Origin of the sequence: Streptomyces cellostaticus (assembly GCF_001513965.1) — a bacterium.
GTDB lineage: Bacteria > Actinomycetota > Actinomycetes > Streptomycetales > Streptomycetaceae > Streptomyces > Streptomyces cellostaticus.
Window position 1 is genome coordinate 1 of record NZ_KQ948047.1, and the last position, 12,204, is coordinate 12,204.

The following is a 12,204-nucleotide window of genomic DNA, read 5'->3' on the forward strand; positions in this document are numbered from 1 at the left end:
AGGGACCGACCGACAGCACGATCTTGCCGCGCGTGTGCCCTTCGCGAAGCAGTTGCAGCGCCTCCGCGGCCTGCTCCAGGGGAAACGTCCGGGCGACCTCGACCGCGAGCCGTCGCTCCTCGGTGAGACGGCCGAGTGCCGCCAGATCTGCCGCGTCCGGACGGGCGAAGACGTAGCTTCCGCCCAGCTCCGTCACCTTCGGTTCCACCAGCGAGACCACTCGTCCCCCGGGGCGCAGCAGTTCCCGGCAGGCGCGCAGGGCCCGGTGGCCCACCGAGTCCAGCACGGCGTCCACGCCGTCGGGTGCGAGCCGGCGCACGTGCTCGGCCAGGGCGCCTCGATAGGCCACGGGCTCGGCGCCGAGCCCGCGCAGGAAGTCGTGGTTGTGCTCGCTCGCGGTGCCGATGACGCGGGCGCCGCGCCACCGGGCGAGCTGCACCGCCAAGGTGCCGACCCCACCGGCGGCGGCGTGCACGAGCACCGTCTCCCCCGGCTGCACCCGCAGGCGTTGCACCACGCTCTGGTACGCGGCCAGCCCGGCCAGCGGCAGGGCGGCCGCCTGCGCCCACGTCAGCCCGGCGGGCTTCCTGGCCAGCGTGCGGGCGGGCGCGACGACGAGTTCGGCGAAGGTGCCGGAACGTACGACGTCCTGCCATACGTAGCCGATCACCTCGTCACCGGGGGCGAACTCCGTCACCGACACACCGACGCGCTCGACCACCCCGGCCACGTCGAAGCCGGGGACGACGGGGAAGACCGCATCCGCCAGCGGGGCGAGCAGTCCTTCCCGGGTCTTCCAGTCGAGGGGGTTCACCCCGGCCGCCCTGGTGCGGACGAGCACGCCGTGCGGCCCCAGGGTCGGGTCCCGCACCTCGCCTACCTCCAGGACCTCCGGACCGCCGAACCGGCGGTAGTAAACGGCCTTCACCTGTGCCTCCCTTGCGAGCGCCCGCGTGACGTGCGGTCCCTACGGCGTCGCACTGTGGCCGAGGGCGGTTGGCCACGGTCTTGAAGACTTCTTGAGCGCGCCCGCTCGCCCCGCGTCAAGACCCTTTCAAGCAGTCCGCCCAGAAGCCCCACGCAGCGTGATGACCACGCAGAGAACCGCTGCGGACTGGGAATTCGAGAAGGGCGGACGAATGAACGTGCCGAGTACGGCCCCGACGGCCGCACCCGCCAAGCCGCCGGCGCCGCGGCCTCCCGGGCGAGTGCTCGCCATGTTCCCCGGGCAGGGCTCGCAGCGCCCCGGCATGGCCCGGGACCTTCTGCGGCACCACGGCGCGATCGCGGGGCCGCTGCTGCTCGAGGCCGACCTGGCGCTCGGCCTGCCCCTGACCGAGATCTGCACCCTGGGCACCGCCGAGGATCTGGCGGCCACCGAGATCACCCAACCCGCCGTGGTCGCCATGTCCCTCGCGGTGCTCGAAGTCCTGCGCCGCGAAGGCCACTTCGCACCCGGCGCCGTGACGGGTCACAGCCTGGGCGAGTACACCGCGCTGGTGGCAGCCGGGGTGCTCGCTCCTCTCGACGCGCTGCGGCTCGTACAGATCAGGGGCCGGCTCATGGCCGACGTCGGGAAGCTGACACCCGGCGGCATGGCGGCGGTCATCGGCCTGGACGCGGCAGAGGTCGAAGCCGTGTGCCGCCAGGCCGCCGGCCATGGCCTCGTGGAGGTCGCCAACTACAACGAGGCGCGCCAGACCGTGATCTCCGGCGAGGCCCCGGCCGTTGCAGCGGCCTGCGAACTCGCCTTGGCCCGCGGTGCGGAGCGAGCCAAGGCACTCCCGGTCGGCGCGCCGTTCCACTGCTCGCTCATGGCCGGAATCGAGGCGGAGTTCGCGGCCGAACTGAGCCGCTGCCACTTCGCGGATCCCCGCACACCGGTGCTGAGTTCGGTGACCGGCGGCTGGATCCGCTCCGGCTGGCACGCCCGCGAGCTGCTGCGCCGCCAGCTGGCCGCCCCGGTCCGCTGGGTGGACGTGCTGCACACCGCCCACGCCGGCGGATACGGCCACTTCGTGGAGGTCGGACCGGGCCGCGTGCTGAGCGCGTTCGCCCGGCACACCGTCCAGGAGGCCGTGGTCCGCAGCACCAACGACGCACGACGCATCGCATCTCTGATCAACGACAACACATCACACCAAGAGAAGGACATGTCATGACCGTTGGCACCACCGAGCTGCTTCCCGTCGTCCAGGACGCGATCGCCGACGCCCTGGGCATCGACGCCGGGGAGGTCCAGCCGGAGGCCACCCTCCTGAACGACCTGGGGGCCGAGTCGATCGATCTCCTCGACATCCTGTTCAGGATCGAGCGCGTTTCCAAGATCAAGATAACGGTGACCGACATCGGGGACCTGCTCCAGGGCGGCATCCCGGACGAGGAGTTCGGGGACGAGGACGAGGTCGTCAACGACACCGGCCTCACGCACCTGGAGAAGGTGCTCCCGCAGTTCGACCGCAGCCGGCTGACCGAGCCGCTGACGGCCGACGGCGTCCTTGGCCTCTTCACCGTGCAGAACCTCCTCGACCTGCTCGCCGAGCGGGCGTCCGCCGCAGATGCCGCCTGAGATCCTCGTCGGCACCGACCTCGTGGACGTCGAGCGCGTGCACCGGCTGCTGGCCGAGCAGCCGGAGATCGCCGGCCGGGTGTTCACCGACCGCGAGCTGTCCTACTGCACCGCGCGCCGCAGCCGCCGGTCCGAGCACCTGGCGGGCCGGTTCGCAGCCAAGGAGGCGGTGTTCAAGGCCCTGGGCGGTGCGCCCGCCATGGCCGCCTGGACGGACGTCGAGGTGGTCAACCGCGCCGGCGGCAGGCCCGCGCTGCGCCTGCACGGCCGGGCGGCCTCGGTCGCCCGGCGCAGGCGCCTGCGGCACGCGGAAGTCACCCTGTCGCACGCCGCGGGGCTGGCCATCGCGCACGTGGTGCTCGTCTGCGACCCCGGCACCGGCCCGGAGCAGGCCGACGCCGTCCCCAGCCCGGAGAAGACCGAGAACGGTGGAACACATGTCCCTGGATGATCGTGCGGCCCTGGTCACCGGCGCCTCACGCGGCATCGGCCGCGCCGTCGCGCTGGCCCTGGCGGCGCGGGGCGCGGCGGTGGCCGTCAACTACCGCTCGCGCAAGGAAGAGGCCGAGTCCGTGGTGCGGGAGATCGAGCAGGCCGGGGGGCGGGCGATCGCGCTGCATGCCGACGTCGGCGACCCGCAGGCCGCGCGCGGTCTCGTCGAGGAGGCCACCAGCGCCCTCGGCGGCCTGCACATCCTGGTCAACAACGCCGGCATCACCGACAACGGCCTGATCTGGGATGTGTCGCCCGACGCCTGGCTGGACGTCATGCGCGTGAACTTCGGCGGCGCGTACCACTGCACCGCGGCCGTCGCCAAGGACTTCATGGCCCAGCGGGACGGGTCGATCGTCAACATCTCGTCCGTCATGGGCCTCAGCGGCTGGATCGGCCAGTCCAACTACGCCGCGTCCAAGGGCGCGCTGAACGCTTTCACCCGCAGCACGGCCGTCGAGCTCGCCCGCTTCGGCGTGCGCGTCAACGCGGTGGCCGCCGGCATCGTGCCGACCGAACTCGTCGACGACGTCCTCGCCAAGGACGGCGGCAAGGGCATCCGGCAGCAGGTGCCGATGCGCTCCTTCGCCACACCGGAGCAGGTCGCCGATGTCGTCGCCTTCCTCGCCGGCCCCGAGGCCTCGTACGTCACCGGCGAGGTGGTCCGCATCGACGGCGGACTCGCCGCCCAACTGGGCATGGGCCGGCCGTAGCCGGGAGGAGAAGAGACAATGCGATTCCATCTCATCGACCGCATCGAGTCCTGGGAGCCGGACCGGCACATCACGGCCCGCAAGGTGACCTCGGTGACGGAGGAGACCTGGCAGTCGGGCCCCGACGGCCCCGTGCTGCCCTTCGGCCTCGCCCTCGAGGCGCTGTGCCAGACCGGGAGCTGGCTGTTCCTGCTCAGCACCGGGCACCGGCAGCGCGCCGCGCTGCTGGGCGTCGACCAGGTCACCGAGCACCGCAGTGTGCGCCCCGGCGACACGCTGCGGATGACCGCCGACGTGGTCGGCCGTCACGACGGCGCCGCCGTCCTCGACGGCACCGTGTCGGTCGACGGCGAGCCCGTCCTGAGGGCAGAGGGCATCATGTGCGCCCTGATCGACGCCGAACGGCTGGACGACCCCGCGGACACCGCACGGATGGCCGAGGCCCTCCTGGGCAGGAGGCCGGTGTAGATGAAACGCGTGGTCATCACCGGCGCGGGCGCGGTCACCCCGCTCGGCAACACCGCCGCGTCGACCTGGCGGGCCCTGTGCGAAGGCCGTTCGGGCATCGGCAGGCTCACCGTCTTCGACGCCTCCTCCTTCCCGGTGCGCATCGCCGCACAGGTACGCGACTTCGACGCCCGCGCCGCCATTCCGGCCGCCCTCGGACCCGGCCGCCTCGGCCGGGCCGGCCGGTTCGGGGTGGCCGCCGCGCTGGAGGCGCTGCGGGACGCCGACGCCGGCCCCGGCACCTACCCGGCCGAGGCGTGCGGGGTGGCGATGGGCGCCAGCGTGGGCCGGCCGGATCTGCAGTTCCTGGTCGACACCGGGCTGCTGCGGCAGCGTACGGGCCGTCCGGACGCCTTCCTCCGGCAGGCGCCACGGCAGGTGCTGGCCGACAACCAGAACCTGCCGCTGAGCGCCGTCGCCCAGGCACTCGACGCGCGCGGCCCGGCCATCGGCACCAGCACGGCCTGCTCCGGCTCCGGGCACGCCATCGGCGAGGCGTACCGCTGCATCCAGGAGGGCGACGCCGACCTCATGGTGGCCGGCGGGCACGACTCGCTGACCACCTGGTGCGACCTGCTCGGCTTCAGCCTCCTGGGCGCCATGACCAGCGAGTGGAACGACGAGCCGGAGCGCGGCTCCCGCCCCTTCGACGCCGACCGTTCCGGCTTCGTCGTCGGCGAGGGCGGGGTGGCGTTCGTCCTGGAGGAGCGCGACCACGCCCTGGCCCGCGGCGCCCGCGTGCTGGCCGAGCTCGTCGGCTACGGCAGCACGCTCAACGCCTGGCGCATCACCGACTCCCCGCCCGACGGATCCGGCGCCGTCCAGGCCATGGAGGCGGCGATCGCCGAGTCCCGGCTGGGCCCCGAGGGCATCGACTACGTCGTGGCCCACGGCACCGGCACCCCGGGCAACGACCTCTCCGAGACCGTCGCGATCAAGAAGGTGTTCGGCGAGCACGCCCACCGGCTGGTGATCAGCTCGCCGAAGTCCATGGCGGGCCACCTGACCTCGGCCGGCGCCGGGCTCAACGTACTGGCGGCGATCGGCGCCGTCCGCGACTCATTGGTGCCGCCCACCGTCAACCTCGACACCCCCGACCGGCGGCTCGACCTCGACTATGTGCCGCACCGGGCCCGGCGTACGCGAGTGTCGGCCGCGCTCATCAACGCCTTCGCCTTCGGCGGCACCAACACCGGCCTGGTCGTCGCAGCACACCCGGAGGAGACATGACCGACCTCACGACGTCCCCCACGCTCGGCTTCTCCCCCGCTCTCGGCTTCGCTCGAGCGGGAGGGACCCCCACCGCGGGGGGACCCCCATCGCCCGCGGTGTCCGACCGCGGCTTCGACCGGATGCTGGAGTTCGCGCCCGGCAGCCACGCCGTGGCCGTACGCAACATCCCCGGCACGCACGCGTGGTTCAGCACGCACTTCCCGCGGCGACCGGTGCTTCCGGGCGTGCTGCTGTTGCAGGACATGGCGGAGCTGGCCTCCCTGGTCTGCGGCGACGACCTGCGGCACTGGCGGCTGAGCAGTGTGCGCACGATGCGGTTCCGGCACTTCGTCGGCCCCGGCGACCAGGTGGAGCTCACCGTCCACGTGACCCGTCGTACGGCCGGCTCGTGCGAGGTACGGGCCGAGGCCCGCGTCGAAGGGCGCACCGTCGCCACCGCGCGCCGGCTGGTCCTCACGGCTCGGGAGGCGTCGTGAACCGGCGGGTCGTCATCACCGGCGTCGGCCTGCTCACCGCGCTGGGCGAGGGCGCGGCCGCGACGTGGGACGCGCTGCTTCAGGGGCGCAGTGGGATCGGCCCGCTGCGCGGCTACGACCCGGCACCGCTGCGCACCCGGATCGGAGCCCAGATCGCGGACTTCCGGCCCGAGCGGTTCATCCACCGCCGGTCGCTGCGCATGCTCTGCCGCGGCGACCAACTCGGCGTGGCCGGCGCCTCCCTGGCGCTCGCCGACGCCGGGCTCGGCGACGAGGAGGAGCTCGGCTACCGCGCCGGCCTGTTCCTCGGCAGCGCCAAGGACATGCCCCGGATGGACGCCCTGGCCGACGGCCTCGTCTCCATCGCCCGTCCCGACGGCAGTGCCGACCTGGACAAGCTGGGCCGGACGGCGTCCTCGGTGCTGGCGCCGCTGTTCTACGTCGAAGGGCTCCAGCCTGCCGCCATGTTCCACATCTCCAGCAAGCACCGCATCCGCGGGGCCAACGACTTCTTCGCCGGGACCGCCGACTCCGGTGCGTTCGCCATCGGTCGCGCCATGCGGGCGATCCGGCGGGGCGAGGCGGACGTGGCGGTCGCGGGCGGCTACGACGAGCCCACCTCGTGGTGGACGATGTCGAAGATGGACGGGCTCGGTGTGCTCACCGACCGCAACGAACTGGGCGAGCGTGCCTTCCGCCCCTTCGACCGCGATCACAACGGGTCCGTCTTCGGCGAGGGCGCCGCGCTGCTCGTCCTCGAAGAACGCGAGCGTGCGCTTGCCCGCGGCGCCCGCGTCTACGCGGAGATCGACGGATTCGGCAGCGGCACCGACGGTGTCCGGCCGCCGAGCACGCACCCGCGGGCCAGAGGGCTCACCCGGGCCATCGGCCACGCCCTGAAGGATGCGCAGCGCGAGCCGCTCACGGACTTCGTCGCCGCGCACGGCTGCGCCACCGTCCAGGGCGACACCAGCGAGATCACCGCGCTGAAGGACACCCTCGGCGACCACGCGAAGGCGGCCGCCATCACCAGCGTCAAGCCGCAGACCGGCCACCTGGTGGGTGCCGCCGGGGCGCTGAACGCCGCCGTCGCGGCGCTCGCCCTGCACCACGGAACCATCCCCGCAACCCTCAACCTCGACGAGCCGGCCCCCGGTTGCGACCTCGACTGCGTCCGCGGCACCCCGCGCGACGCCTCCCCCCGTACGGCACTCGCTCTCGCCCGCGGGCTGGAAGGCCAGGCCGTGGCCCTGTCACTGCGCAGGTTCCCGGAAGGACAGACCAAATGAAGGAAACAAAACGGGTGGTGGTCACCGCCATGGGTGCGATGACCTCCCAGGGCGCCGGCGTCGAGGCCCTGTGGCACGGGGTCCGCTCCGGCAAGGTGGCCATCGAGAAGGTCCGCAGCCTGCCCATGGCCGGCTACGCCACCGACATCGGCGGGGAGGTCACCGAGCCGCTCCCCTCTGACGGCTACGACTACCTGGACGACCTCGGCGTCGGCGAACACGAACGCGCGGTCGACCTGGCCCTGGCAGCCGCCCGCGAGGCGATGTCGGCGCACGGCCTGGGAGACCTGCCCGCCGAGCAGTGGGGCGTGGCGATCGGCAGCTGCAACGGCGGCACCCGCAGCGCGGAGCGGGTGCTCCGGCGTGCCGGTGCGGGACCGCTCACCCGCGACGACGCACGGCAGTTGATGCTGGTCTCCCCGCACACCATCGCCGAGATCCTGGCCTGCGCGTTCGGCCTCAAAGGCCCCGTGCTGTCGGTGAACACCGCCTGCGCCTCGGGCGCCCACGCCCTGGCTCACGCGGCGGAGGCGATCCGGGCGGGACGGGCCCAGGCCTTCCTCGTCGGCGGCACCGACGCGTTCACCGAGACCGCCTACGCGGGCTTCTCCAGCCTGCAGTCGCTGTCCCGCAGCCCCGCCGCGCCGTACTCCAGGCACCGCGACGGTCTCTCGCTGGGCGAGGGCAGCGGCATGCTGGTGCTCGCCGAGGAGTCCGTGGCCCGGGCCGCGGGCGCCCCCATCCTGGCCGAACTGCTCGGCTACGGCCTTTCCGCGGACGGCCACCACGCCACCGCGCCGCACCCGCAGGGCGAGGGCGCCGCCCGCGCCATCCGCAGTGCACTGCGCAGCTCGGGGCTCGCGGTGGAGGACGTGCCGTACATCAACGGGCACGGCACCGGCACCCCCAAGAACGACTCCGCCGAGAGCAACGCCGTGCGTGCCGCGCTCGGGGAGGCGGCCGAGAAGGTGGCGCTCAGCAGCGTGAAGTCGATGATCGGCCACCTGCTCGGCGCGGCCGGCGCGGTGGAGGCGATCGTGACCGTCTCCGCCCTCGACGAGCAACTGGCGCCGCCCACCGCCGGGTTCACGGAGGCGGATCCGCGCTGCGGCCTCGACGCCGTACCGGGCAGCGGCCGCCCCATGGCCATGGACGTGGCGCTGTCGAACAACTTCGCCTTCGCCGGCGCCAACGCCACCGTGGCGCTCTCCCGCCCCGGTGCCCGCGCCGAGCTCCCCGCCACACCGTGGGAGGAGCAGGTGGTGGTCACCGGCATCGGCGTGGTCGCCCCCGCGGGTGGTTCGCCGGAAGAGCTGTGGCGTGCCTTCCGCTCCGGTGCCGTGGCGGGCGTCCGGGAAGACGGGATCCGGCTGGCCCGCCTGGATGTCGATCCGGGCACCGCCATGGCGCCCGGCGAGCGGCGCCGGGTGGACCGGCTCGGCCGGCTGGCCATCGTCTCCTGCCGCCGGGCGGTCCAGGACGCGGGCCTCACACCGGACGAGCGCATCGGCGTGGTGCTCGGCAGCGGCCTCGGTCCCATGCGCAGCACCGAGGACTTCATCCGGCCGGTGCTGGAAGAGGGGGCGGCCGCCGGCAACCCCGCCATCTTCCCGAACACGGTCTACAACGCCGCCGCCGGCCAGATCGCCATGGCACTGGGCGCCAAGGGCCCGACGTCCACCGCGGCCGCGGCGCACGCGGCCGGCGCCTCCGCCCTGTCCATCGCCCACGACATGCTGCGCACCGGCACCGCGGACGCCGTGCTCTGCCCGGCCGTCGACGATCTGACGGACACCGCGGCCGAGGCGTACCGCAGGCTGCCGCTGACCGGAGGACCCGCCGGGCGGAACTACACCCTCGCCGAAGGCGGCTTCGCGCTCGTCCTGGAGCGGGAGTCCGCGGCCCGGGCCAGGGGTGCGCGGATCCTCGCGACGCTGCTGGGCCACGGCACGGCGTACGACGCCGCGGGTGCGGGCCGCTGGGACCCCCGGGGCGACGGGCTGTACCGGGCCATGCGCATGGCGCTGGCGGATGCCGGTACGGAGCCGGAGGAGCTCACCGCCGTCTGGGCCAACGCCGTCGGCATCCCGGCCGTCGACCGCCCGGAGGAGCGGGCTCTCGGCCGACTGGGGGTGCGGGCCGACGTGATGGCGCCCAAGCGCGTCCTCGGCGAGCCCGTCGGAGCGGGCGCCCATCTCAGCGTCACCCTGGCCATCGAGGACTGGCGGCACGGCGGCGCCGCGGGCCCCGCCCTGATCAACAGCTCGTCGCTCGGCGGCACGCACATCGCCCTCGTCCTGCGCCCCGGATCGGAGTCCTGAACCATGCACAAGCACGTGTCCGTCGTCAGCACCGGAGCGGAGCTTCCGGGCGACCCCATCGACAACGCCACGCTGGAGCGGCTCTGCGGCCCGCTGCCCGACGACGTCCTGGCGGGCATCGAGGTGCAGCGCCGGCACTGGATCGTGGACCCGGAGACCGGCGCACACCGTACCGGCACCGCCGAGATGGCCACCGCCGCCGCGCGGCAGGCGCTGCAGCGGGCGGGGATGGCGGCATCGGAGGTGGAACTGCTGGTGACCTCGACCGCCAGCCCCGACTACCCGCTGCCGGTGGTCGGTACGTATGTGCAGCAGCACCTCGGGCTCGAGCGCTGCGCGGTGGTCGAGGTACGGGCGGGCTGCGTGGGCGCGGTCCAGGCCATGGACTACGCGCGCCGGCTGCTGGCCGACGGGACCTACCGCACCGCGCTGGTGATCGGCGCGGAGTCCATCTCCCCGCTGCTGGCCGACGTGTACCTCGGCGGCGACCCGATGGCCGTACGCATGCGGGACCGGCTGACCGTCTACACCTTCGGTGACGGTGCGGGGGCCGCGGTGCTCCGGGCCGGGGAGGAGGCGCCGGACTCCTCCCCACCGGCCTCCGTGTTCGCCACTCAGTGCCTGGGCGGGACCCGCAAGCCCGGCATGCTGGTCGTGGGGGGCGGCACGGACGCGCCGCTGGCGGCCCAGCAGCAGCGCAGGCGTCTGATGGACATCCGCCTGGACATCACCGGCACCGCCGCCTTCGGCCCGAAGGTCTTCGTCTCCGGGCTGAAGGACATGCTGGACCGGTCCGGTCTGGCTCTGGAGGACATCGACGCCTGCGTGCTGCCGGAGGGCAACGCCGAGTACTTCAGCCGGGAGTTCGAGGAGGCGGGACTGTCCGCGCAGGATCACGCGACGCTGCAGAAGTCCATCGTGGAGAACCTCGCCGACGTCGGGGCCACCGGCTCCGCAGCCGTACCCCTGGCCCTGGATGCAGGGTGGACCAGCGGCCGCATCACCCCCGGGGACACCGTGCTGCTGCTCGCCATCGAGGCGAGCCGGTACCTCTACGCGGGTCTCACCCTCACGTGGGAGGCGCCCACTCCTGCCCGGGCCTGATTCCCGGGCCCACCCCCGCGGTGTCAGGAGGCGTCACTTCAAGGTTGCGCGGGTACTGCCGTCGGGGCGGACGGTGATGCCGTACGCCGCCTTCGTGGGGATGGAGTCGAAGGCCGGGGTGTGGGCCGGCAGCAGGTGTTCGAGCAGGACGGTCGTTTCACGGAGCGCGAATTGCAGACCGAGGCAGGCACGGGGGCCCATGCCGAAGGGGAAGTAGGCGCCCGGGTGGGTCGGTCGGCCGTCCGGGGTGATGAAGCGCCGGGGGTCGAAGTGCTCCGGGTCCGGCCACAGTTCGGGGTCGCGGTGGGTGAGGTACGGGCAGACCAGGATGTCGGTGCCCGCCGCGACGGTGTAGCCGGCCAGGGTGTCGTCCTCGGTGGCGTGGCGGGGCAGGATCCAGGCGGACGGGTAGAGCCGGAGCGTCTCGTGGACCAGGGCCTGGATGGCCTGGCGGCGGTGCGCCGAGCCTTCGCCGCCCGCGGCGAGCGCTTGTTCGCGGGCGGCGGGGTGCTGGTCGAGGAGCAGGTAGAGCCAGGTCAGGGTGGTGGCGGTGGTCTCGTGTCCGGCCATGAGCAGCGTGACCAGCTCGTCGCGGATCAGCCGGTCGGTGTATTCGGGGCGCTCGGTGGCAGCGTCGGTCAGGACCTTCAGCAGGCCCGGGCCGTCGGGGCCGGCCGCCCCGCTGCGGGCGGCGTCGACGGCGTGCCGGGCGACCGCGTCGATCCGGGCGAGATCGGCGGCGACGGCGTCCTGGGCGGCGGTGGCTTCAGCAGGCAGCGTCGGAAGGGCGGCCGCCACGGCTGCCACGGCTGCCAGTTCGCGCTCGGTCCCGTCATCGAGGGGGTGCCCGGTGAGCGAGCGCCAGATGGCGTCCAGCGCGAAGCGGCGCATCTCCTGCCCGACATCGAGGGTCTGCCCGGTACGGGCGTACCCGCCCCAGCGCCCGGCGGTGGTCCGGGCAGCCTCGGTGATCCGCTGTTCGTAGCGGCGCATCCCGGTACCGGTGAACTGGGACTGCAACAAGCGGCGTTGCCGCTTCCAGGCCGCACCGGTGGCGGCCAGGACGCCGTCGCCGATCAGCACCCGGGCGCGATGGGAGCGCTTGACGTACCGCTCCGGGTGCCGGGCGAGTACGTGCTGGACCGCCTGCGGGTCGGTGACGAGAACGGTGGGGGCCGGCCCGAGGCGGAACGCGGCGATGCCGCCGAACCGCTCGCGCACCTGGGACAGCAGCTCGACCAGTTCGCCTCCCCCCGAACGCCACCGCTCCACGAGTCCGGGCTCGGCCTCGGGGATCGGCCGTCCCGCTCCGGGAACGGACGGAAGGGAGCCGAGACCGGCTTCGATGTCCATGCTTCTTCTCCTGGTCAACCGCTGGGCCTGGCCGTGACGGAGCGCCGACCACACGGACTGTACGGGAGCAGGCGCATCTGGTGACAGACCGCACTTGGTCAGCGCCCCGCACCACACTCCCGGCGTGTGCGGCCGCCTAGCCTGGTG

At 73.5% G+C, this 12,204-nt stretch carries 12 protein-coding genes; 10 read left to right on the plus strand and 2 right to left on the minus strand.

All coding sequences use genetic code 11. The annotated features are described in order from the left end of the window. The coding region (locus AQI88_RS36845; RefSeq protein ID WP_067008453.1) for an NADP-dependent oxidoreductase at positions 1–928 on the minus strand (928 nt) is incomplete at its 3' end. Positions 929–1,088: 160 nt separating this feature from the next. On the opposite strand from AQI88_RS36845, the gene AQI88_RS36850 reads away from it, so the two are divergent. From AQI88_RS36850 to AQI88_RS36895, 10 genes are read left to right on the plus strand one after another with little or no spacing between them, the layout of a single operon-like run. Continuing rightward, positions 1,089–2,162 (plus strand): ACP S-malonyltransferase, encoded by a 1,074-nt coding sequence (locus tag AQI88_RS36850; protein ID WP_244184492.1) that lies wholly within the window; start codon positions 1,089–1,091, stop codon positions 2,160–2,162. Continuing rightward, positions 2,159–2,569 (plus strand): acyl carrier protein, encoded by a 411-nt coding sequence (locus tag AQI88_RS36855; protein WP_067008459.1) that lies wholly within the window; start codon positions 2,159–2,161, stop codon positions 2,567–2,569. The genes AQI88_RS36850 and AQI88_RS36855 overlap by 4 nt, the downstream gene beginning before the upstream one ends. Then, entirely contained in the window at positions 2,559–3,020 is a 462-nt protein-coding gene (gene acpS, locus AQI88_RS36860) for a holo-ACP synthase (protein WP_067008462.1), read from the plus strand. Before AQI88_RS36855 ends, acpS begins: the two co-directional genes overlap by 11 nt. Then, positions 3,007–3,774, plus strand: a complete 768-nt coding sequence (locus AQI88_RS36865) for an SDR family NAD(P)-dependent oxidoreductase (protein ID WP_067008465.1) — start codon at positions 3,007–3,009, stop codon at positions 3,772–3,774. The genes acpS and AQI88_RS36865 overlap by 14 nt, the downstream gene beginning before the upstream one ends. A gap of 18 nt (positions 3,775–3,792) precedes the next feature. Then, the gene (locus AQI88_RS36870) at positions 3,793–4,242 is read left to right on the plus strand and encodes a 3-hydroxyacyl-ACP dehydratase FabZ family protein (protein ID WP_067008469.1); all 450 of its coding nucleotides are present in this window, start codon (positions 3,793–3,795) and stop codon (positions 4,240–4,242) included. Beyond that, complete coding sequence (locus tag AQI88_RS36875; RefSeq protein WP_067008472.1) at positions 4,243–5,511, plus strand: beta-ketoacyl-[acyl-carrier-protein] synthase family protein; 1,269 nt, start codon at positions 4,243–4,245, stop codon at positions 5,509–5,511. After that, complete coding sequence (locus AQI88_RS47190) at positions 5,508–5,990, plus strand: 3-hydroxyacyl-ACP dehydratase FabZ family protein (RefSeq protein WP_208616002.1); 483 nt, start codon at positions 5,508–5,510, stop codon at positions 5,988–5,990. Before AQI88_RS36875 ends, AQI88_RS47190 begins: the two co-directional genes overlap by 4 nt. Next, positions 5,987–7,279: a beta-ketoacyl-[acyl-carrier-protein] synthase family protein gene (locus AQI88_RS36885; RefSeq protein ID WP_067008476.1), complete on the plus strand. Its 1,293-nt coding sequence runs from the start codon at positions 5,987–5,989 to the stop codon at positions 7,277–7,279. The genes AQI88_RS47190 and AQI88_RS36885 overlap by 4 nt, the downstream gene beginning before the upstream one ends. Next, positions 7,276–9,600, plus strand: coding sequence for a beta-ketoacyl-[acyl-carrier-protein] synthase family protein (locus AQI88_RS36890; protein WP_067008479.1), 2,325 nt, complete (start codon positions 7,276–7,278; stop codon positions 9,598–9,600). The genes AQI88_RS36885 and AQI88_RS36890 overlap by 4 nt, the downstream gene beginning before the upstream one ends. Before the next feature lie 3 nt (positions 9,601–9,603). Continuing rightward, positions 9,604–10,704 carry a 3-oxoacyl-ACP synthase III family protein gene (locus AQI88_RS36895; protein WP_244184494.1) on the plus strand — a complete coding sequence of 367 codons (1,101 nt, stop codon included), beginning with the start codon at positions 9,604–9,606 and terminating at the stop codon, positions 10,702–10,704. A 33-nt stretch (positions 10,705–10,737) separates the two neighbouring features. Here the strand turns inward: AQI88_RS36895 and AQI88_RS36900 are convergent, their stop codons facing one another. Beyond that, on the minus strand, positions 10,738–12,057 hold the full coding sequence (locus AQI88_RS36900) for a cytochrome P450 (RefSeq protein WP_067008482.1): 1,320 nt from the start codon (positions 12,055–12,057) through the stop codon (positions 10,738–10,740). Positions 12,058–12,204 lie beyond the last annotated feature (147 nt).

What these genes read in the sequence shown, in the direction of transcription:
- AQI88_RS47190 (WP_208616002.1), top strand. Translation starts at nt 5,508, where the DNA reads ATGACCGACCTCACGACGTCCCCCACGCTCGGCTTCTCCCCCGCTCTC.
- AQI88_RS36865 (WP_067008465.1), top strand. Translation starts at nt 3,007, where the DNA reads ATGTCCCTGGATGATCGTGCGGCCCTGGTCACCGGCGCCTCACGCGGC.
- AQI88_RS36855 (WP_067008459.1), top strand. Translation starts at nt 2,159, where the DNA reads ATGACCGTTGGCACCACCGAGCTGCTTCCCGTCGTCCAGGACGCGATC.
- AQI88_RS36870 (WP_067008469.1), top strand. Translation starts at nt 3,793, where the DNA reads ATGCGATTCCATCTCATCGACCGCATCGAGTCCTGGGAGCCGGACCGG.
- acpS (WP_067008462.1), top strand. Translation starts at nt 2,559, where the DNA reads ATGCCGCCTGAGATCCTCGTCGGCACCGACCTCGTGGACGTCGAGCGC.
- AQI88_RS36850 (WP_244184492.1), top strand. Translation starts at nt 1,089, where the DNA reads ATGACCACGCAGAGAACCGCTGCGGACTGGGAATTCGAGAAGGGCGGA.
- AQI88_RS36900 (WP_067008482.1), bottom strand. Translation starts at nt 12,057, where the DNA reads ATGGACATCGAAGCCGGTCTCGGCTCCCTTCCGTCCGTTCCCGGAGCG.
- AQI88_RS36875 (WP_067008472.1), top strand. Translation starts at nt 4,243, where the DNA reads ATGAAACGCGTGGTCATCACCGGCGCGGGCGCGGTCACCCCGCTCGGC.
- AQI88_RS36895 (WP_244184494.1), top strand. Translation starts at nt 9,604, where the DNA reads ATGCACAAGCACGTGTCCGTCGTCAGCACCGGAGCGGAGCTTCCGGGC.
- AQI88_RS36890 (WP_067008479.1), top strand. Translation starts at nt 7,276, where the DNA reads ATGAAGGAAACAAAACGGGTGGTGGTCACCGCCATGGGTGCGATGACC.